Genomic DNA, 20,134 nt, shown 5'->3' with positions numbered 1-20,134 from the left:
CGGCCGAGACCTCGGCCGCGGCTAGCGGTGGTCGGCCGCCAGCAGGGGAGTGGGCGGGAGGTCGTCGATCGCCAGCGACAGCGACGCGTCGCACTCGCTGTCGCTGCACTCGCAGAGGAAGGGCCGCGCCACCGCGGCGGACTCGGTGGTGTTCCACGGCTTGGCCAGGAACGCGCGGTACTGCTCGGCGACCGCCGCGTTGGCCTCGCGCAGCAGCCGCCAGCGCTCCTGCCTGCCCTCCGCCAGCGGCCCCCTGGCCAGATCGGCGGCGAAGAACCGCTCGACCTCGTCGAAGGCGTCCTCGGCGGTGATGACGGCCACGCCCGCCCGCGCCACCTCGGCCGCGATCAGCTCGCCCAGCGGCAGGTAGAGCCCGGGCACCTCGCCGGGCCCGTGTCTGGCCGTCAGCCGCTCCCGCAGCACCTCCGTGGGCGGTACCAGCCACACCGCCCTGCCGCCGGGCGGCAGCATCGCCGGGACCACCTGCGTCCCCTCGACCACGGTCAACGGCGACGACGGCAGCTCGCGCACGTCGTCGACCGTCATCGGGCCCCGTTCCTCGTGCAGCCACATCGCCAGCTGCTCCTCGACGGGAAGGGCGGCCCGCTGCGCGGGAGTCAGCGACTCGCCCCGCAGCGCCCCGGGAAGGCCGGCCGCGACGGCCCTGTCCCTGTGGGCCCACGTGCGGGTGTCGGAGGCGTACAGGCGCAGGCCGTGACGCCGCGCCAGCCGCCTGGCCACCGTCGACTTGCCCGACCCCGGTGGCCCCCCGATCCACAGCACGTTCACGCCCGAGAGACTAGCCAACCCGCCGGCGCCGTACCTTCCAGCAGGCACGAGAGGCGTACGATGGCGGGCGGCCAGAACGGTGAGCGCAAGGGGGATCCACCAAAGTGAGCGACGAGCCGCGTTTCCTGAACGACGTGACGGTCGAACTCGTCAAGCACAGCGCGTCCGACACCGACGTGCTCTGGGCGGCCAGAGTGTCGACGGCGGGCGAGCAGTCACTCGAAGAGGTCAACAAGGACCCTGAGCGGTCCAAGGGGCTGATCAACTACCTGATGCGCGACCGGCACGGCAGCCCGTTCGAGCACAACTCGATGACGTTCTTCGTCAGCGCCCCGATCCTGGTCTTCCGCGAGTTCATGCGGCACAGGGTCGGCTGGTCCTACAACGAGGAGAGCGGCCGCTACCGCGAGCTCGAGCCCGTCTTCTACGTGCCAGGCGAGCAGCGCAAGCTCGTCCAGGAGGGCAAGCCGGGCCGTTACGTCTTCGTCGACGGCACGCCCGAGCAGCACAAGCTGGTCACCGAGGCCATGGAGGGCGCCTACCGGCAGTCCTACGCCGCCTACCAGGAGATGCTGGAGGCGGGCGTCGCCCGCGAGGTCGCCCGCGCGGTGCTGCCCGTCGGCCTGTTCTCCACGATGTACGCCACCTGCAACGCCCGCTCGCTCATGCACTTCCTGTCGCTGCGCACCAAGAACGAGCAGGCCAAGGTCCCCTCCTTCCCGCAGCGGGAGATCGAGATGGTCGCGGAGAAGATGGAGGCCGCGTGGGCGGAACTGATGCCGCTCACCCACGCCGCGTTCGTGGCCAACGGGCGGGTCGCCCCGTGAAGGTCCTCATCTCCGGCGGGGCCGGATACATCGGCAGCACCGTCGCCTCCGCCTGCCTCGACGCGGGCATCACCCCCGTCATCCTCGACAACCTCGTCACCGGGCGCGGCGAGTTCGCCAAGGGACGCGCCTTCTACGAGGGCGACATCGCCGACGGCGCGCTCGTCGACCGCGTCTTCGCCGAGCACCCCGACATCGAGGCCGTCGTCCACTGCGCGGCGCTCATCGTCGTGCCCGACTCGGTCGCCGATCCCGTCGGCTACTACCGGGCCAACGTCGCCAAGAGCCTCGACTTCGTCTCCCACCTGCTGCGCAACGGCTGCCAGAAGATGATCTTCAGCTCGTCCGCGTCGATCTACGAGACGGGCGCCGACTTCACCGTCGACGAGAGCTCGGGCCTGGCCCCGCAGAGCCCCTACGCCCGCACCAAGGCCGTGTGCGAGGCGATGTTCGCCGACATCTCGGCCACCCAGCCGATCAGGATCCTGTCGCTGCGCTACTTCAACCCGATCGGGGCCGACCCGAAGATGCGCACGGGACTGCAGCTGCGCAGGCCCAGCCACGCGCTCGGCAAGATGATCGAGGCGTGGGAGGAGGGCACGCCGTTCCAGATCACCGGCACCGCGTGGCCGACCCGCGACGGCTCGGGCATCCGCGACTACATCCACGTGTGGGACCTGGCCACCGCGCACGTCGCCGCCCTCGAACGGTTCGACACCTTCACCGAGGACGTCATCAACCTCGGCACGGGGACCGGCACCACCGTGCGCGAACTGGCGGCCGCGTTCAACGAGGTGGCCGACCGGCCCATCGAGGTCGTCGAGACCGGCCCCAGGCCCGGTGACGTCGCCGGCGCCTACACCCGCACCGACCTGGCCAGACGACTGCTCGACTGGGAGGCCAGGCACAGCGTCGCCGAGGGCATCGCGCACTCGCTGCAGTGGGCGCGGCTGCGCGAGGAGATGCTGGGCTAGCCGCGCAGGGGCTCAGATGGCGGTCATGACGTAGACCTCCGCACCCGGCGGAAGGGCGTAGTCGAGCCCTCCGAGCCCCTGGGTGTTCTCACCGCAGACGAACATGCTGATGTGGCTCTTGATCCGGCCGTAGTCGTCGCGTAACCGCTCCTCGAGCGAGGGGTGGGTACGGCGCAGCGTGTCGAGGGCCGAGCCGAGGGTGGGCGGCGTGTCGTGGTCGGGGCCGACCGCGAAGACCTTGACCTCGGCCTGGCCGCTCACCCAGTGGCGTAGCGCGCTGGGCAGCACGAAGACGACGAGCATGGCGGGCTTGGCCATGCTCTAGAGCACCGCCGCCCGCACCGTCAGGACGTCGGGCAGGTGGTCGGCCACCGCGGCCCAGGTCTCGCCGTCGTCGTGCGAGCCGTAGACCGAGCCGTCGCGGGTGCCGAAGAAGACGCCCGCCCTGCCGCCGTCGAGGGCGGTGGCCGTCATCGCGTCGCGCAGCACCGAGGCGTAGACCGGGACTTGGGGCAGCCCCTCGCCGTGAGACTGCCACGTCGCTCCCGCGTCGTCGCTGCGGAAGACCCGGTAGCGGTGGCCGACGGGGGTGCGGTCCATGTCCGCGTGCAGCGGCAGAACGTAGAGCGTGTCAGGCCTGCCGGGGTGGACGACGACGGGGAAGCCGAAGTCGGACGGCAGCGAGGAGCCGATGTCGGTCCAGGACCCGCCGAAGTCGTCGCTGCGGTAGACGCCGAAGTGGTGCTGCAGGAACAGCCGCTCGGGCCTGGCCGGATGCAGGCTCACCTTGTGCACGCACTGCCCGAACTCGGGATACTGCTGGCCCTCCGGCAGGAACGGCGCCCTGATGCCCTGGTTGGCCGCCTCCCACGACTGGCCGCCGTCGCTCGTGCGGTAGAAGCCGCCCGACGAGATCGCCACGCCCATGACCTTCGGGTCGGTGGGATGGGCGAGGATCGTGTGCAGGCACAGGCCGCCGCCTCCCGGCTGCCACTGTGCCCGGTGCGGGTGCTCCCACAGCCCCTCGACCAGGGAGTAGGTGATGCCGCCGTCCTCCGAGCGGAACAGCGCGCCGGGCTCGACGCCGGCCCAGACCACGTCGGGCTCGGACGGCGAGGGCAGCAGCTGCCAGACCTTCTCCAGCGTGGCACCGGTGGACTCGGGGAAGGCGATGGGCGGTTTCTCCGCCTCTTTCCAGCTCTTGCCGAGATCATCGGAGTACATCACGGAGGGGCCGAAATGGCCGTACTCGATGCCGGCCAGCAGCCGCGGCCGCTCGCCCCTGGCGTCGATCGCGACCGAGTGGACCGCGACAGTGGAGAACTGGATCGGCTCGACGTCGAACGAGCCTGCGCCGCTGGACCGGGCGAGGAAGAGCCCCTTGCGGGTGCCGACGGCGAGTAGTACGTCGCTCATGCTGGTCTCCCATGTTGGCTTGCTGGCCATCGTGTCACGCGGTACCGACAACTTCCCTGGACTGCCGGATTTGCGTCGTGCGTCGCCTCTCCGCACCGGTAGGGCGGGCTCGTGCCCGGCGTCTTCGTCGCCCAGCGGACGGCGTCGCCGCGGGCGGTTGCCCCCACGACCACCCCGGTGACCCCGATGACCTCGCCGTCGCCCTCCTCGGCGGGCGCCCGGCTCACCGTCGCCGGCGCCAGGAAGGCCGTGGCGTCCTGGGTGGGCAGGCACAACGCGACGATCAAGGATCGCGACTTGATCTCCAAGGGCATCTACGCCGGCTTCCGCAGCGCCGCCCAGGCGTACGGCTTCCGCACCGAGGACGGCGGCGCCTTCTACGTGTTCAGCCTGCTCGACAACCCTCAGTCGATCTGGCAGGTCCTCACGGTAGGCGTGTCCGTGCCCCGGAACGGCAGGCAGATCAGGGAGATCGGCGGAGACTGGTACGCCTGAGGCGGGCGGCCCCTCCACGCGAAGGATCCGCGCCCCTCACCACAGGCGCCCGGACAGACAGGCGACAGGCGTGAGCCGCGCAGCCCCGCAGGCCCGCCGGCGAGGGGCGCGAGCCGCCACAGCTCGGAGCCCACCGGCGAGATCCGGCGTGCGGGCCGCGGCCCCCGTGCTGACACACTGATGTCACGGAGGTGAGGAAGGGCAGGTCGGGGGACATGATGGCACTCGTGCTGGCCCTCGTGGTCGGTGCCACGGTGGTGTCGGCATTGGCCAGGCGGCTGGGGGTGCCGCCGCCGATCGCGCTGGTGATCGCTGGGATCGTGGTCAGCCTGGTGCCGGGTCTGCCCCATTACCAGCGGTCGGCTACGCCGCGCACGCGCTGGTGCCAGGGCTGCCGCTGGAGGCAGGGTTCGTGCTGGGCGCGATCGTGGCGCCGCCGGACGCGCTGGCGGCGGCGGCGATCGCGAACCGGGTGGGGCTGCCTCGCCGGGTGGTCACGCTCCTCGAAGGGGAGAGCCTGCTCAACGACGCCACCGCCCTGGTGGCCTACCGCATCGCCATCGCGGCGGTGGTCACCGGCGCCTTCTCCTACGGCCATGATCGCGTACCTGTTGCAGTGCGTCGTGTTCGCGCTCATCGGTCCGCAACTGCGGCACATCCTGGCGGGGTTGCACGGCTACTCGGCCGCCGAGCTCGCGCTGTACGCCGGTGCGGTGACCTTGACGCTGGTCGTCGTGCGCATCGTGGGGGTGTTCCCGACCACGTACCTGCCCCGCCTGCTCTTCCCCCGCATCCGCGCCCGCGATCCCGGCGACGCTGGTGTTGCAGGGGCTGACCCTGCCGTGGGTCAGCCGCCGGCTGCGCATCGCGGGCATGGACGACGACCTGCCCTCGCTGGAGCAGGCGACGGCCGAGCACACCACGGCCCGGCTGGCCCTGATACGCCTGGACCAGATGGCGGCGAAGGGCGCGCTGCCGGCCGAGGTGGAGCAGCGCCTGCGCAGGGATCTGGAGGAGCGGGCCCGCAAGGCGCACGCGGTGCTGGGCCCGGGGGCGGACGACGAGCACCTGCCGGAGCTGGTCGAGGGAGCGGTCAGCGCCGCGGCCAGCTACGCCGAGGCCCGCAGGGAGCTGCTGCGGCTGGAGCGCGAGGAGGCCGTGCGCCTGTGGCAGCGGGGCGAGATCGGCGACGAGGCGCTGCAGGCCCTGCAACGCAGGCTCGACCTGGAAGAGCAGCAGATCCTCTGACGGCGGCGGGCCACGTGACAGCGTTCAGGACTGTTCCTCCAGCATGGCGGCGAAGCCGTCGAGATGGCGGGCGAGGCGGTACTCGAACAGCCCGTCCAGGTCCGACACCGTTTCCGCGGGAACCGTGGCCAGCAGGGGGAATCGTCCGCTGCCGAGGAGTTCGTCGGCCCGTTCCCGCTGGGCGAGAAACCACCCGGTGAGCGTCACGCCGGTCTCCTGCTCGGCTTCGCGTTCGTCGGCCATGGACAGGGCGACGGTGACGACCAGGGCGTGCAGGGTGAGCGCCTCTCGAATCCGTGTCGTCATGGGCAGCCCGAGCCCGTCGAGCGCGCGCAGGGTCCACTCGGTGTGGGCCATCATGTTGGGGACGAGCAACGGGCGGGTGAACGAGACGGCCCTGGACAGCCAGAGGTGCCGCCGCCCCAGCTCCCATTGCAGGCGGGAGATCAGTTCAAGTTTGGCTCGCCACCCCTCCGGCCCAGGGGTGGGGAGCTCTGGGCCGCCGAAGACCTCGTCGACCATCTGCGTCACCAGTTCGTCCTTGTTGGCCACGTGCCGGTACAGCGACATCGGGCCGACGCCGAGTTCGGCCGCGAGTCGCCGCATGGACACGGCGTCGAGCCCCTCGGTGTCGGCGATCTCGATGGCGGTGCCGAGAACGTGCCTCTGGTTCAGCGCGCGCTTGGGGGCGCCGGCCTGTCGCGGGCTCGATGACGTGGCCGGGCTGACCTGCTGCCTGTGACCCGCGCGCGCGCTGACCACCGTGCCGGAACCGACCTTCGCCTCGACCAGCCCCTCGTCGCGGAGGACCGCCATCGCTCTGGTCGCGGTCGCGACCGCGACGCCCCATCGCTGGGCGATCTGCCGAATGGAGGGCATGCGATCGCCTGGCCGCAGGTCGCCGGTCAGAATCCGGGCATGGAAGTCCGCGACGATCCGCCGGTATGGCGGATCCGGCCGTTGGGTTGACGACGGCATGGGGAGCCCCGATTCCTTCGGTGTCGTATGTCGCCGGTAAGTGTACTAGTTCAATTTCTGCCGTACTAGTGCACTTTGTCAGGATGAACAGCGAATCTTCTTGTTGTTATTCGCGTTCTGACTACGATGTACGCATGACACTGAATACACCGTACGCAGACCTGCGTCGGCTTCTTCCTGGCACCACCGCGTGGTGGCTTGCTCCCGTGATGCTCGGCACAGCCTCCATCGGCATGGACGGCGCGGGATCGGAGTCCGTGTGAGCCGGTTGGGGGACGCCTCGTCCATCTCGTTCGCCGAGGTCCGGTTGTGGCACCGACCGTTGATGGTCATGGTGGCGGGCATGTGCGTGCTCGTCGTCGTCGCGGGCTTCGGTCTCCTCGTGGACGGTCGTGAGCTCATGCGGCAGTCGATCTGGGCGAAGCCGTTGAAGTTCGGAGTGTCGTTCGTCATCTACGGCGCGACGCTCGCATGGCTGTTGCCGAAGCTTCGCCGGGCACGGCGCACGATGTGGACCCTCGGAACGGCCTTCGCCGTCGCCGGGCTGGTCGACGTCGGTTTCATCGCGGTACAGGCCGCCCGCGGCACCTACAGCCACTTCAACACCAACACCGATCCGTTCAACCAGATCGGTCAGCAGGTCTTCTCCTCAGGCGTGATCGGGTTGTTCGGGGTGAGCCTGATCATCACGATCATGCTGCTGTTCCAGCGGGTCGGTGACGCGGCGCTCACCTGGGCCCTGCGTGCCGGGATCGGGCTGGCCGTCCTCGGCATGGCGTTGGCCTCCTTCTGGGTCGGGTGGGCCGCGACCGAACCCCGGACGGTCGAGGACGCCTACGGGAACCCGGTCTCCCTGGTGGGCCAGCACGGGGTGGGCGCACCGGACGGCGGCGGCATGCCGATCACGAACTGGAGCACCGTGGGTGGCGACCTGCGCGTTCCGCACTTCATCGGGTTGCACTCCATCCAGGTGTTCGTGCTCGCGGTGCTGGCTCTCACCGCCCTCGCGGCCAGGATCGGCTGGCTGCGCGGCGAACGCGTGCGCGCCCAGCTGATCGGGGTCGTCATCCTGGGCTACACCGCGCTGTTCGCCATCACGGCATGGCAGGCGCTGCGTGGTCAGTCGCTGGTCCATCCCGACGCGGCCACGTGGACCGCGCTCGCGGTGTCGGTTGTCGTGACAGCGCTGTGGGCGGCTCAGGCCGTCTCAGTGGCCCGCCGCAGCGAGGGGCGCAGTGCCGGCGGCTGACCACCTCGTTGGAGTAGGAACCAGAGCAGGCAGGACAGCTGGCCGAGCTCGCCGCGCACCACGTTCCCGGGTGCCTGACGGGCTCGGGGCCGGCACCCGCCATCATGGAGGGCCGACAATAGGTGACGTGCCCTTTGCGACGACAAAAGATGGCGTGAAGCTGTCCTACCAGGTGAGCGGCGACGGATACCCGCTGATGCTGCTCCCCGGCCAATCCAACGACCACCACTGGTGGGACGGCGTGCGGTCGGACTTCGAGGCCGTCTACCGCACCGTAACCTTCGACTACCGCGGCACCGGGGACAGCGACAAGCCCGACGAGCCCTACACGACGCGCGGCTTCGCCCTCGACGCTCTGGCCGTACTCGACGAGCTCGGCGTGGAGCGCGCGCACGTCTATGGCACCTCCATGGGCGGCCGGGTCGCCCAGTGGCTGGCCGCCGACCACTCGGAGCGGCTGACGGCGCTCGTGTTGGGTTGCACGTCTCCCGGAGGCGCCCACGGGGTGGAGCGAAGTCAGGAGGTGCGCCGCTCGCTGGCCGTGCGTGACCGGGCCGCCGCCGAGCGGGCGCTGCTCGAGCTGATGTACACCCCGGAGTGGCTGGCCACCCACCCCGGCCCGTTTCGCACGACCGGCGATCCCGGTATGCCCGCCCACGCCCGCCGCCGCCATCTCGCCGCCAGCGCGAACCATGACAGCTGGGACGTCCTTCCCGGCATCGTCGCGCCCACCCTCGTGATTCACGGCGCCGACGACGTCCTCAACCCAGCCGCCAACGCACCGCTGCTGGCCGGCCGCATCCCTGGAGCGCGACTGCATCTCATCCCGGGTGCGCGGCACGCCTACTTCGAGGAGTTCCGCGAGGTCGCCGGCCGGGTGGTCGTCGATTTCCTTGCCGGCGTGACCGGCTGAGGACTCGTGCCGGTCGTCCTGCCGCCGTGGACAACCGGCACGGGATGTCGCCCGCGAGGTCACGGCAGGCGGACGATGCGGGTGATCTCCGCGGCGCCGCCCAGCCGGACCAGTGGGCCCGACCGGCTGTGCCGGGTGGTGGCGGTGATCGTGGAGGGGGCGCGGAGGGAGTCGCCCATGTCGACAGCGAGGTCGGTGTCGCCCTGACCGGCCAGGTGCGCAGCGAGGCAGGCGGTGCTGTTGGCGTTGGCGATGTCCTCCGCGACACCGATCGACGGGGCGAACATGCGGGCCGCGACCCGCCCGGTGTGTGTCGGAGTGGAGTAGACGTAGCAGCCCAGGAGACCGAGTCGATCGCAGGCGGCGCGGAGCCGTGCGAGATCCGGGACCAGCGCGGCCAGAGCGGAGCGCGTGGAGACGGGGACCAGCAGCCGAGGCCGCCCCATCGCGGCGACGCGGGTGCCGGGGGCGAGCGTGTCGGAGGTGACGCCAAGCGCGCGCAGAACGAGGTCGCACTCGATCGCGGTGGGCTCGCGCAGGCTGACGGGCCCGGCGTCGAAGGCGGCGTCGACCCGGTCGTTCTCCCGTACGGCCCGGCCGGCGAAGGCGCGCCTCGACGTGTGGAGGGCAGCCCGGTAGTCCTCGACTCCGGCGCGCTCGGCGAGGAAGGCCAGGGCCGCGATGGTCCCGTGACCGCACGCGGGTAGCTCTCCCTCGGCGGTGAAGAAGCGCAGGGAAGCCGCGGGATCTTCGGATCGGCCGTGGTGAGCATGGACGAAGACCGCGTGAGAGGTTCCCATCAGGACCGGTATGCGGCGGCGCTGGTCGTCGGTCAAGGGCGCTTCCTCCATGACCGCGGTGGGGCTGCCGCCGCCGCCGTCGCGCAGGCAGGCGCGGACGATCGTGACGGGCAGGCCGTAGCCGCTCATCGACAGTCCCCTCCGCGCGATGCGGGGAGGCTTCCGTGAGAGGCCGGGAAGGGAGTGCCCCAGGGCTCCTCCCGCAGCAGGAGTCCGTTCGCCAGGTGGCTGATGGTCCGGTACCAGCCGGTCAGCACGAGGAATTCGAGCAGCTGCGCGTCCTCGTAATGGATGCGCAGGGCGTCCCAGGCAGGCTGCGACAGCCGCGCGGTCTCGTGCAGCTCGTCGACCGCGTCGAGCAGGGCCGCGTGGCGCGGCGGCCACGAGGCGTCGACGCCCGGAACGGCGGTCGCGCGCAGTTGCTCCAGACTGAGACCGGCCTGCTGGGCGAGGGTCGCGGCGTGCACGCCCCACTCGTAGCCGCAGCCGGCGCGGGCGGTCACCCGGGCGATGACGATCTCCCTGTCGACGGCCGGCAGGAGCCCGTGGCCCAGCAGCCCGGCCCCGAGTGCGAACATCCGCGAAGCCAGCTCCGGATGGCGATGCAGCACCCGGAACAACGTGAGCGGCTCGTACGGCACGCCGGGCGGCATCCAGCGGCGCAGCGCCTGTTCGACGGACGGGGGATAGGGCGGGCTGAGCGGTTCGATGCGCGACATTCGATCTCCTGCTTCGATTTTCGAACCACTATGCTGCTTCGACAAACGAAGCACAAGGAAGCGACATGGAAGCCGGAGCACCTCGCACGACGGCGGCTACCGCCTCATCCGGCTCGGCGAGGACCTCGTCGAGGCGCTCGGGCCGCTGAACGCCTGAAGCCTGCGATGGGCCGGGGAGACGGGCGGCGACACCGCGGAATGACCGCTCATCAGCCGGGGGCCCGGGGGGATCGGGCCGGCTCGACGAAGTCGATCCGGGCGAGCACCGCGCGCCAGGCCGCACGCGACGGCGTGATCCGGACGAGGACGCCGGCGCGGCCTGATATTAATTGATCATCACGGGGAGGGAAGGGGCCATGCGGATCGATCGCCGCCCGCTGCGCGAGCAGATCAAGGGCGAATTACTCAGGCGGCTGGAGCGGGGCGAGTTCGGCCCCGAGGAGTCGCTGAACGAGGGGCAGATTGCGGCCTCGATGGGTGTCAGCCGCACACCGCTGCGCGAGGCGCTCATCGCGCTGGAGATCGAGGGGGTGATCCGCAGCGAGCAGGGCAGGGGGTTCAGGTTCGCGCCGTTGAGCGCGAAGGAGTTCAGGGAGCTCTCGCAGGTGCTGTCGGCCATGGAGGCGCTGGCGCTGCGACTGTCCGACCCCGCTGACTTGCGCAGGATCGCGTCCACGCTGCTGGAGAAGGCGCGTGACTTCTCCGCGCTCGGCACCGGGGAAGGCCTCTCCGAGCGCTACGACGACGAGTGGCATGACCTGATGCTCAGCTGCTGCCCCAACGAGCGGCTGGTCGAGCTGATCGCCAGCCTGAAGCTGGGCATCCGCAGGTACGTGCGGCTTGTCGGGGGTGACGCCGACGTGCTCGAGCGCATGGCGGAGGAGCACGAGCGGATCGCCGAGTGCCTGCTGCGTGACGACGTGGCGGCCGCGGTGGCATCGCTGCACGCCAACTGGAACAGCGGGGCTGATCGCGTCCTCGAACGCCTCCCGTACCTCGCCCCACGTGATGGCGGCCGGTACGGCCTGCGCACCTGAGGGAGAGCATGCCTCGGGCGGAGAGGCCGGCCCACCCCGGCCCGCATTAATTCGATAGATCCGCATTTCTCGGCGCTTGTACAGTGACGCCAGTCGTCAGGGGGAGGGATCATGCGCGTGCACTATCCGCGTACCCCTCATCTGCCCTGGTCGCCCGGTGCGACAGCGGACGACGTGCGCGCAGGCGAGCTGTCCGGGCTGCGCGGGCGTGAGGTCGTGGTCACCGAGAAGCTCGACGGGGAGAACACCACGTTGTACCCCGACGGGATGCACGCGCGGTCCCCTGACTCGGCCCACCACCCCTCCCGGGCGTGGGTCAAGGGGCTACAGGGACGGATCGGCGCGCGGATCCCGGCGGGATGGCGGGTGTGCGGGGAGAACGTGTACGCCCGGCACTCCATCGCCTACCAGGAGCTGGAGAGCTGGTTCTACGGGTTCTCGGTCTGGGCCGGTGATCGCTGCCTGGACTGGGACCGAACGGTCGCCTTCCTGCGGGAGCTGGGCGTTCCTGCGCCGCCGGTGTTGTGGCGTGGCGTCTTCGACGAGCGGGTGCTGCGAGGGCTGCGACTGGACACACAGCGGCAGGAGGGGTACGTCGTCCGGACCGTCGAAGGGTTCGGGCGGGAGGAGTTCGCCGGGCGCGTGGCCAAGTGGGTGCGCAGGGAGCACGTACGAACCGACACCCACTGGATGCACGCCGCCGTCGTGGCCAACGGCCTGGGGCCGGCCGCGGCGCTGTGGTCGGTGCGTTCGGGAGCGGACGCCGACGCGGCCGCCCTGCTGTCCGCGGTGAAGGTCGCCGGCAAGGACCCGGCCGGAGCCTGCGCGGCGGTGGCCGAGGTGGCGAGCAGGCTCGACGCGATCGGGCGGTACGGGGACGCCCGGCTGGCGGGGGTGCTCGCCGCCGCGCTGCACGCCATGCCGCGTGCCTGGCTGGCGGCACGGTTGACGGGGCCGCTGGGCATGCCGCTGGCGCGGCGGGTCGCGGACCTGGTCGGGTTGCACGCCGGCCTGCGCCGGCCCTATCCGGACGAGGATCGACGCGCAGGCTTGGTCCGCATGGCGTCCGCCGCCGATCTCGGGGTGCTGCACGCCGTCGCCGCGTCCGTGCCGGCAGGAGAGGCCGACGACGAGGCGCGCGAGCAGGTCGAATGGTCGGCGCTGCACGCCGAGGAGGCCGGGCTGCTCGGGCCGGGGCCGCTGGAGCCGCTGCGGACCGGCCTGCGGGAGGCGCTCACCGGGCTCGGGAGGGAGGCCGCCGACCGGTGCTGGGCGGAGACGCGCGAGGCGTACGCCGGCGGACGGATCGCCACGGTCGAGGAGGCCGTGGCGGCGACCTGGCGGTGGCGGTCCGGACGGTTCCCCCGGCTGGTGCACCTGGTCGGGCCCTCGGGCAGCGGGAAGAGCACATTCGCCGCGGGCCTGTCAGGGATCGACGTGCGCCTGTCCCTGGACGAGCTGCGCGAGGCCCGGGGCTCGCGGGCGGGCCAGCGGGACAACAGGGAAGTGCTCGGCGAGTGCCTGGACCGGCTGGACGCCGCGCTGACCGGCGGCGCCACGGTGGTGTGGGACGCGACGTCGCTCAACCAGCACCAGCGCTCCGTGGTGCACGCCGTGGCGCGCCGCCGCGACGCGCTGACGACGTACGTGGTCATGCTGGTGGAGGAGGACGAGTTGCACCGGAGAAACGAGCGCCGCGAGCACCCGGTGCCGCCGCACGTGCTCGCCGCGCAGGCACGCCGGTTCGTCCCGCCGTATCCCGGCCAGGCCCACCGCATCTGGTACGTCGGCGCGTCCGGAACCGTCGAGGACGTGGTCGGCGCCGTGGACGCGGAGGAGGCGTGATGCGTACCAGTGAGGAGATCTACCACCGGGTGCGCTGGGATCCGCGGTTCGACCCGTCGCGTTTCGTGCTGGGCGTCGGCCAGCGGGGAGCCGCCCCCAAGCGGATCCCGCTGCCCGCCTTCGCCCCGGGCGGCGACATTCCCTGGCATCGGGTGCTGTTCGTCGAGGCGGACGGCGAGCTGGTCTGGGACCGCGCCACCGGTCTGGATCGCGTCGACACCTGCGACGCCGGCCGGGCGCGGGAGCCGCGCCGTCTGCGGGCGCCGTTCTTCACGGCGAGGACCCCGCACGCTTGGGACCAGGTGGGCGGCTGGCGCCCCGGCTCAGGACAGGGGACGCCCGCGACGCACGGCCTGCGGGTCCTGACCTGGAACACGCTGTGGGACCGCTACGACAGCGAGCGCATCGACACCACCCGGCGCCGGCGGCTGCTGCTGGAGGCGCTGGAGGAGGCCGACGCGGACGTCATCGCACTGCAGGAGGCCGAGCCCGCGCTGCTGTCCATGCTGCTGGCGGCCCCGTGGGTACGTGCCCGCTACGCCATCGGGACCGGCCCGGACGGCGCCGACGTCGACGACAGCGGGCTGCTGCTGCTCAGCCGGCTGCCCGTGCGGGAGGCGGCATGGCACGGGCTCGGGCCGCACAAGGCCGTGGCCGCCATCGTCGTGGACACCGCGGCCGGTCCCCTCGTGGTCGCCGCCACCCACCTGACCAGCGACCGCACCGACGACAGCGCCGCCAGACGGCAGGCCGAGCTGGCCGCCATCGCCGAAGGACTGGCCGGTGTGGACGGCGACCTGATCCTGCTGGGCGACTTCAACGACGGCACGGACGCCCCCGCGGCAGCGCTCGGGCTCCGGGACGCCTGGACGGAGGTGCACGGACCGGAGCAGACTCCGACCTTCGATCCGCGTGCCAACCCGCTCGCGGCGCTCTCCTCGCTGACCGGGCGGGCCGCGCGGCTGGACCGGGTCCTGCTGCGCGGCCGGCCTCGGGTGGTCTCGGCGGCCTTGCGCGGTGACACGCCGTCCCCGGAAGGGCTGTACATCTCGGACCACTACGGGGTGGAGGCGGTCCTCGACCTCGCGGGGACCGCGCCCGCCGGGGTACTCGACGTGCCGCCGACCGCGCGCACGGCGGTGGCGTGGGTGCCGCCACGGGAGCTGTGGCCGCCCATCCAGGACGTCCGCCGCGAGCACGATCCGGGGGTCGACCGCTGGCCGCCGCACGTCAACCTGCTCTTCGGTTTCGTGCCGGAGTCGGAGTTCGAGGCGGCGGCGCCGTTGCTGGCCGCGGCGGCCGCGGAGGTGGAGCCCTTCACCGCCCGGCTGGAAGGAGTGCGTGCCTTCCGGCACCGGAACGACGCGACCGTCTGGCTCGACCCCGCCGCTGACGGCCAGGAGCCGTGGGCCCGCCTTCGCCGGGCGCTGGAACCGCGCTTCCCCCGATGCGGAGGACGGACGGAGGGGTTCACGCCGCACCTGACGCTGGGCCGCGTCGCGGATCCGGGCCGGCTCGCCGCCCGGCTCGACGGGATGACGGCGCGGGTCGGGGAGATGGTGCTGCTGTCGCGCCGCGGGGACGAGCCCATGCGCCCGCGCGCGGTGATCACTCTGGGAACGGGCGAGGTCCGCTGGATGGCCGGCGAGGCGGGCGAGCCGCCAGGTCCCGGCACGGCCGCCCTGGCCGGGGAGGTCACGGAGCGTCTGGCGGAGGCGCTGCGTCCGGGGATCGTGCACGTAACGGGATCCCGGCGGATGGGATGCGAGCTCGCGGCCGCCGACCTGGACCTGGTGGCGGCGCTGCCCGGCGAGACGGACATGGAAGACGTCCGGACGCGGGTACGAGCGGCCGTGCCCGGCGCTTCCAGGGTGCGGCAGGTGATCGGCGCCAGGGTGCCGGGCCTGCGGTTCCACGCGACCGGCCTGGACGTCGACCTGACCGTGGTGGCCACAGGGACGCTTGCTCCCGCGCAGGCCCCGGCCCGCCGCGCCGAGCTGGGCCAGGCGGCCGCGATCGCCTTGAGCGCGGTCAGCGACGCGGACACGATCCGCGCCGCCGTCGGTGCCGAACACGCCCGTTTCGCCCGTCTCGCCAGGCAGGTGAAGGCATGGGCGCGAGCCCGCGGCCTGGACTCGGCCCCGTTCGGCGGGCTGCCGGGCGTGGCCTGGGCGGTGCTGGCCGCGCGCACCGTACGTGAGAGCGACGACCCCGACCTCCTGTCCCGCTTCTTCAGCACGTGGGCCGCCTGGGACTGGCGGGACCCGGTCGCACTCACTCCCGCCGCCACCCCGGGGGAGCCGGCCCCGATGACGGTGATGACGCCCAGCGACCCGATGCGCAACTGCGCGCGCCAGGTCACCGTCGGCGGCCGGGACCTGCTCACGCAGGAGCTCTACCGGGCATGGGAGCTCCTGGAGGACGGCCGGCGCGCCGAACTGCTCTCGCCGCCGCCCCTCCACCGCCGGCACGCGGCGTGGGCCGTGCTGACCCTGCACCGCGAACGGGCCGAGGAGTTCGACGCGACGCTGGGGCGCGTCAGGGGCCGGATGCTGGAGTTGCTCACCGCGCTGGAGGAGGCCGGCGTGCCCGACGCGCACGCCTGGCCCCGCCCGTTCGAGACGGCGCCCCGATCGGCACGGTATGCCATCGGACTGGGCCGCACGCCGCCGGACGCTGCCCGGCTCGCCGAGATCGCCGGTGGATGGGTCCGCGGCCTGCCCGGGGTCAGGGTCGAACGCGCCGAATGCGGTGCCGTACCGACGCTGGCCTGAGGACGCGCGGCGACCTGGGGCCGTCGGCTCCCTGGATCGGCCCCCGTGACCAGCAGGGGCTCAGAGCAGGACGCGCTCGTCGGACCGGGGAACCACGGAGTGCCAGCCGAGCTCCTCGCTGATGCGGTCGCGGAGGGTCTGGGCGGCGTCGGGTTCGCCGTGGACGACGTAGGTGACAGACGGCGGCCGGTCGATGGTGGACAGCCAGGCGAGGGTGCCGTCGGCGTCGGCGTGGACCGAGAAGCCCGGGAGATCGACGATCTCGGCGTGCACGGGGACGTAGTGGCCGTGGATCTTGAGGGAGGTGGCCCCGTCGACGAGGTCGCGGGCTCGGGTGCCGAGCGCGGCGAACCCCACGATCAGCACGGTCATCCGCGGGTCGGGCAGCATGTGGCGGAGGTGGTGCAGGACACGGCCGCCTGAGGCCATGCCGGAGGCCGAGATGACGACACAGGGATGGCGTGGCTGGTTGACGGTCATCGACTCCTCGGCGGTGACGAGTTCTCGCACCCAGCTGGGGTCGATGTCGTCACCGGTCACGCCGTGGCGCAGTTCGGCGTCGTGCGCGTGGATGGCGTCGAGGTAGACGTCCCTGGCGGCGAGCCCCATAGGGCTGTCGACGTAGACCGGCAGCCGGGGGATGCGCCCGGCGTCTCTCAACTCGCGCAGCCGGTAAATGATCACTTCAGTGCGGTCGACGGCGAAGGCGGGGATGAGCACGGACCCGCCGCGGTCCGCGGTCCTGGTGATGGCCCGCGCCATGTCCTGCATGGTCGTGCTGTCGTCGTGGTGCCGGTTGCCGTAGGTGGATTCGACGAGCAGGACGTCCGCATGCGACAGCGCCTCGGGCGGCCGGAGCAGGGGATGGACAGGCCTGCCGAGGTCGCCGCTGTGCACGAGCGTCCGCCCGTCGTCGAGGACCAGCTCGGTCCAGGAGGAGCCGAGGATGTGGCCGGCCCTGTGCAGTCGCAGCCGGGCACCGCGCAGCCGCACAAACTGGCCGTGCTCGACCGGCGCCAGTCGTCGCAGCGCGCGGGTGACGTCCTCGTCGTCGTAGAGGGGGAGGGCCAGGTCGTGGACGGACCAGCCGAAGGCGTTGGCGTTGTCGGCCTCGTCGGCCATCAGCCTGGCGCTGTCCCGCAGCACGATCGAGGTCAGTTCCGCGGTCCGGGGCGTGGTGTGGACGGGGCCGTTGAAGCCCTGCCGTACCAGAGCGGGCAGGTAGCCGCAGTGGTCGAGGTGGGCGTGGCTGAGCACGACCGAGGAGATGGTCGAGGGCGGGATGGGGAAAGTGGCCCAGTTGCGGCGTCTCAGCTCGCGCTGCCCCTGGAACAGGCCGCAGTCCAGGAGCAGGCGTTCGTCGTCGGGCAGGTCGAGCAGAAACTTGCTGCCCGTGACCGTGCCGACGCCGCCGAGGAACGTCAAGCTGGCTCCGCGCATGTCGCGGCCCTCACTTTCCTGATGGATGCAGGATCCTGTCCAGGCGTGCGGCGGCGTAGCCGAGGACCGACAGCGCCGTGACGACGAGGAGATCGCCCGCGGCCAGTGGCTCGGTGCCGAGGAGCTCCCGCAGGGGCGGCAGGTACAGTCCGGCCAGTTGCAGGACGAACGCGCCCGCGACGGCGAGCAGCAGCATGGGGTTGGCCAGCGAGCCGGGCCTGGTACGCGAGCCGAGGGCGACACCGAGCTGGGCGGCACCGAGAGCGAAGAAGATCATGCTCTGCCACGGCCGGCCGGTCTCGTGGGCCCACAGGCCGACGCCCAGGGAGACGGCGGTGAGCACGACGGCGATACGGATGACGCGCTGCCACAGCCCGGCGCCCAGGATGCTCTGGGAGGGCGGCCGGGGCGGGGCGGCCATGGTCTCCGGGATGGCGGGCTCGCCGCCCAGGGCCACGCCTGGAAGGCCGTGGGTCAGCAGGTTGATCCACAGGATCTGGGCGGGCAGCAGGGGGAGCGCGAGGCCGGCAAGCGGGCCCAGCAGCATGACGGCGATCTCGGCCGCCCCGCCGGACAGGCCGTAGACGAGGAAGCGGCGGATGTTGGTGTAGACCCGGCGTCCTTCCTCGACCGCCGCCACCACGGTGTTCAGGTCGTCATCGGCGAGCACGAGATCGGCGGCCTGGCGGGCGACCTCGGTGCCGCGCCTGCCCATGGCGACCCCGATGTCGGCGCGGCGCAGCGCGGGCCCGTCGTTGACGCCGTCCCCCGTCATGGCGAGGATCTGGCCGCGATCGCGCATGCTCTGGATGAGGACGAGTTTCTCCTCTGGTGTGGCTCTGGCGTAGACAGCGGCGTCCTGCTCGTCGAGTTCGCCGGCGGCGCGGCAGTCGACCACGAGGTCCGCAGGTCCGATGATGCCGACGTCGGTGGCGATGGCGCGGGCCGTACCAGGATGATCGCCGGTGATCAGGACCGGTCGGATGCCCGCCCGCTTGCACGCGGCGATGGTCGCCGCGGCCGCGGGGCGTGGCGGGTCCATGATCGCGATGAGGCCGAGCAGGGACAGGCCGCTCTCGTCGGCGACCGCAGGGAGGTGGGCCGGCCGGGCGCCGGCGACGGCCAGGACCCGGTAGCCGGCCTGAGCGAGTTCGCCGGCCCGCTCGCTCGCGCGGGCCATCAGGGCAGGGTCGTCCAGGAGGACAGGAGGGTGAAGCAGCGCCTCAGGGGCGCCCTTGCACAACACGATGCCGCCTTCGCCTGCCGTTCGGTGCACGGTGGTCATGCGCTTGCGCCCGCTGTCGAAGGGAACCTCGGCATTCCTGGGGAATCTCCGTTCCAGCTCAGGACGATGGAGGCCCGCCTTGGCGGCGGCGGCGAGGAGCGCCGCTTCGGTGGGATCGCCGATCGCGGTCCACTCACCCTCGTCGCCCATGGACAGCGTGGCGTCGTTGCACAGCGCGGCCGCGGTCAGCAGCTCCATGAGGCTCCGGTCGTCGAGGGTTCCGTCCCCGGTGATCTCGCCTTCCGGCGCGTAACCCGAGCCGGAGATCGTCGCCTCGCCTGCGGGTGTCCACAGCCGCCTGACCACCATGCTGCCTTCGGTCAGCGTTCCGGTCTTGTCGGTCGCGAGCACGGTCACCGAGCCGAGCGTCTCCACGGCGGGCAACCTTCGCACCAGCGCGTTGCGAGCGGCCATCCGGCGTGCACCCAACGCCAGGCTCAACGTCACGACCGCGGGAAGTGACTCCGGGACCGCCGCGACCACCAGGCTGATCGCCGTGATCACCATCAACTCGACCGGCTGCCCGCGAACCAGTCCGAGGACCAGCACCAGCGTGCACAGCAGGACGGTGACGCCTGCCAGCAGGCGGCCGACGCCCATCAGGCGCCGCTGCAGGGGCGTGAGGCCCGATCCCTTGGCCATCAGGGCGGCGATACGGCCGGTGGCGCTGGCCACGCCGACCGCGATGACCACGGCGCGTCCGCGTCCTCTGACCACGATCGTTCCGGACGACACCGGCTCGTCGCGAGCTTTCTCCACGGGGACCGACTCGCCGGTCAGAGCGGACTCGTCGACGAGCAGGGCCGCCGACTCCGTCACCGTGGCGTCGGCGGGCACGATGTCACCCTCGGCCAGCACCAGCAGGTCACCCACCACCACGTCGGCGGCGGGAATCCGCCGGTCGATGCCGTCCCTGATCACTCTCGCCACCGGGGCGGTGAGCCGCGTCAGCGCCGTGATGGCCCGGTCGGCCCTGATCTCCTGTCCCACGCCGACCGCGGTGTTGACCACGATCACGAGCATGATCACCGCTGTGTCGCTCCAGTCGCCTGTGACGACGGTCAAAAGGCAGGCCGCGAGCAGGACCAGGATCAGGGGGTCACGAAGCTGGGTGAGGATGCGGTGCCACAGTGGCACCGGAGGTTTCTCCGGTAGGAGGTTCGGCCCATCGCGATCGAGCCGAGCTGCCGCCTCGGCGGATGAGAGGCCTCTGGGAGCAGGAGTGGTCGTCGACATCCGCTCGTCCTCTGTTCCCTCCGGTGAACCCATGGTCCGTGATCTCAGTCTTCGTGGTGACCGCGCAGCCTGAACAGGGCCGAAGGTCCTCGATGCGGCCCTCGGCCCG

General features: G+C 71.8%; 18 protein-coding genes and 1 pseudogene. 11 read left to right on the top strand and 8 right to left on the bottom strand.

What is annotated here, in order from left to right; genetic code table 11:
• Positions 1-21 precede the first annotated feature (21 nt).
• Positions 22-789 carry an AAA family ATPase gene (locus ACFSKW_RS02310; RefSeq protein ID WP_379568568.1) on the bottom strand — a complete coding sequence of 256 codons (768 nt, stop codon included), beginning with the start codon at positions 787-789 and terminating at the stop codon, positions 22-24.
• Positions 790-893: 104 nt separating this feature from the next.
• On the opposite strand from ACFSKW_RS02310, the gene thyX reads away from it, so the two are divergent.
• Both thyX and galE read left to right on the top strand, forming a co-directional pair.
• On the top strand, positions 894-1,616 hold the full coding sequence (gene thyX / locus ACFSKW_RS02305) for an FAD-dependent thymidylate synthase (protein WP_379568566.1): 723 nt from the start codon (positions 894-896) through the stop codon (positions 1,614-1,616).
• Positions 1,613-2,590 (top strand): UDP-glucose 4-epimerase GalE, encoded by a 978-nt coding sequence (galE, locus tag ACFSKW_RS02300; protein ID WP_379568564.1) that lies wholly within the window; start codon positions 1,613-1,615, stop codon positions 2,588-2,590. The genes thyX and galE overlap by 4 nt, the downstream gene beginning before the upstream one ends.
• Before the next feature lie 12 nt (positions 2,591-2,602).
• Here the strand turns inward: galE and ACFSKW_RS02295 are convergent, their stop codons facing one another.
• Both ACFSKW_RS02295 and ACFSKW_RS02290 read right to left on the bottom strand, forming a co-directional pair.
• Positions 2,603-2,908, bottom strand: a complete 306-nt coding sequence (locus ACFSKW_RS02295; protein WP_379568562.1) for a ubiquitin family protein — start codon at positions 2,906-2,908, stop codon at positions 2,603-2,605.
• A 3-nt stretch (positions 2,909-2,911) separates the two neighbouring features.
• A complete protein-coding gene (locus tag ACFSKW_RS02290; protein ID WP_379568560.1) occupies positions 2,912-4,006 on the bottom strand; it encodes a WD40/YVTN/BNR-like repeat-containing protein in 1,095 nt (364 codons plus the stop codon).
• A 111-nt stretch (positions 4,007-4,117) separates the two neighbouring features.
• Here ACFSKW_RS02290 and ACFSKW_RS02285 point away from each other — a divergent pair, with 111 nt between their 5' ends.
• From ACFSKW_RS02285 to ACFSKW_RS02275, 3 genes and pseudogenes are all read left to right on the top strand, one after another.
• Positions 4,118-4,501 (top strand): hypothetical protein, encoded by a 384-nt coding sequence (locus ACFSKW_RS02285; protein ID WP_379568558.1) that lies wholly within the window; start codon positions 4,118-4,120, stop codon positions 4,499-4,501.
• A 382-nt stretch (positions 4,502-4,883) separates the two neighbouring features.
• A pseudogene (locus ACFSKW_RS02280) lies at positions 4,884-5,030 on the top strand (cation:proton antiporter domain-containing protein); the annotation flags it as partial.
• Positions 5,031-5,320: 290 nt separating this feature from the next.
• Complete coding sequence (locus ACFSKW_RS02275) at positions 5,321-5,749, top strand: cation:proton antiporter (RefSeq protein ID WP_379568557.1); 429 nt, start codon at positions 5,321-5,323, stop codon at positions 5,747-5,749.
• Between the two features lie 24 nt (positions 5,750-5,773).
• On the opposite strand, the gene ACFSKW_RS02270 is transcribed toward ACFSKW_RS02275, so the two are convergent.
• Entirely contained in the window at positions 5,774-6,727 is a 954-nt protein-coding gene (locus ACFSKW_RS02270; protein ID WP_379568555.1) for a GntR family transcriptional regulator, read from the bottom strand.
• A 134-nt stretch (positions 6,728-6,861) separates the two neighbouring features.
• Between ACFSKW_RS02270 and ACFSKW_RS02265 the strand changes: the two genes are divergently transcribed.
• From ACFSKW_RS02265 to ACFSKW_RS02255, 3 genes are all read left to right on the top strand, one after another.
• The gene (locus ACFSKW_RS02265; protein WP_379568553.1) at positions 6,862-6,990 is read left to right on the top strand and encodes a hypothetical protein; all 129 of its coding nucleotides are present in this window, start codon (positions 6,862-6,864) and stop codon (positions 6,988-6,990) included.
• Positions 6,987-7,976 (top strand): hypothetical protein, encoded by a 990-nt coding sequence (locus ACFSKW_RS02260; protein ID WP_379568551.1) that lies wholly within the window; start codon positions 6,987-6,989, stop codon positions 7,974-7,976. The genes ACFSKW_RS02265 and ACFSKW_RS02260 overlap by 4 nt, the downstream gene beginning before the upstream one ends.
• A 127-nt stretch (positions 7,977-8,103) precedes the next feature.
• Positions 8,104-8,889 carry an alpha/beta fold hydrolase gene (locus tag ACFSKW_RS02255; RefSeq protein ID WP_379568549.1) on the top strand — a complete coding sequence of 262 codons (786 nt, stop codon included), beginning with the start codon at positions 8,104-8,106 and terminating at the stop codon, positions 8,887-8,889.
• 59 nt (positions 8,890-8,948) lie between these two features.
• Here ACFSKW_RS02255 and ACFSKW_RS02250 read toward each other — a convergent pair whose 3' ends face one another.
• Complete coding sequence (locus ACFSKW_RS02250) at positions 8,949-9,818, bottom strand: PhzF family phenazine biosynthesis protein (protein WP_379568547.1); 870 nt, start codon at positions 9,816-9,818, stop codon at positions 8,949-8,951.
• Positions 9,815-10,408, bottom strand: a complete 594-nt coding sequence (locus ACFSKW_RS02245; protein WP_379568545.1) for a carboxymuconolactone decarboxylase family protein — start codon at positions 10,406-10,408, stop codon at positions 9,815-9,817. The genes ACFSKW_RS02250 and ACFSKW_RS02245 overlap by 4 nt, the downstream gene beginning before the upstream one ends.
• Positions 10,409-10,764: 356 nt before the next feature.
• Between ACFSKW_RS02245 and ACFSKW_RS02240 the strand changes: the two genes are divergently transcribed.
• The 3 genes from ACFSKW_RS02240 (at position 10,765) to ACFSKW_RS02230 (ending at position 16,064) form a co-directional block, all read left to right on the top strand.
• Positions 10,765-11,445 (top strand): GntR family transcriptional regulator, encoded by a 681-nt coding sequence (locus tag ACFSKW_RS02240; protein ID WP_379568543.1) that lies wholly within the window; start codon positions 10,765-10,767, stop codon positions 11,443-11,445.
• 111 nt (positions 11,446-11,556) lie between these two features.
• Positions 11,557-13,290, top strand: coding sequence for an RNA ligase family protein (locus ACFSKW_RS02235; RefSeq protein ID WP_379568541.1), 1,734 nt, complete (start codon positions 11,557-11,559; stop codon positions 13,288-13,290).
• Entirely contained in the window at positions 13,290-16,064 is a 2,775-nt protein-coding gene (locus tag ACFSKW_RS02230; RefSeq protein ID WP_379568539.1) for a poly(A) polymerase, read from the top strand. The genes ACFSKW_RS02235 and ACFSKW_RS02230 overlap by 1 nt, the downstream gene beginning before the upstream one ends.
• Positions 16,065-16,124: 60 nt before the next feature.
• Here the strand turns inward: ACFSKW_RS02230 and ACFSKW_RS02225 are convergent, their stop codons facing one another.
• Entirely contained in the window at positions 16,125-17,504 is a 1,380-nt protein-coding gene (locus ACFSKW_RS02225) for an MBL fold metallo-hydrolase RNA specificity domain-containing protein (RefSeq protein ID WP_379568537.1), read from the bottom strand.
• Between the two features lie 10 nt (positions 17,505-17,514).
• Complete coding sequence (locus ACFSKW_RS02220) at positions 17,515-20,025, bottom strand: cation-translocating P-type ATPase (RefSeq protein WP_379569174.1); 2,511 nt, start codon at positions 20,023-20,025, stop codon at positions 17,515-17,517.
• Positions 20,026-20,134 lie beyond the last annotated feature (109 nt).

Source organism: Nonomuraea mangrovi, assembly GCF_042681425.1.
GTDB lineage: Bacteria > Actinomycetota > Actinomycetes > Streptosporangiales > Streptosporangiaceae > Nonomuraea > Nonomuraea mangrovi.
The sequence above is the reverse complement of the archived record's forward strand: the minus strand, read 5'-3'. Positions and strand labels throughout refer to the sequence as shown.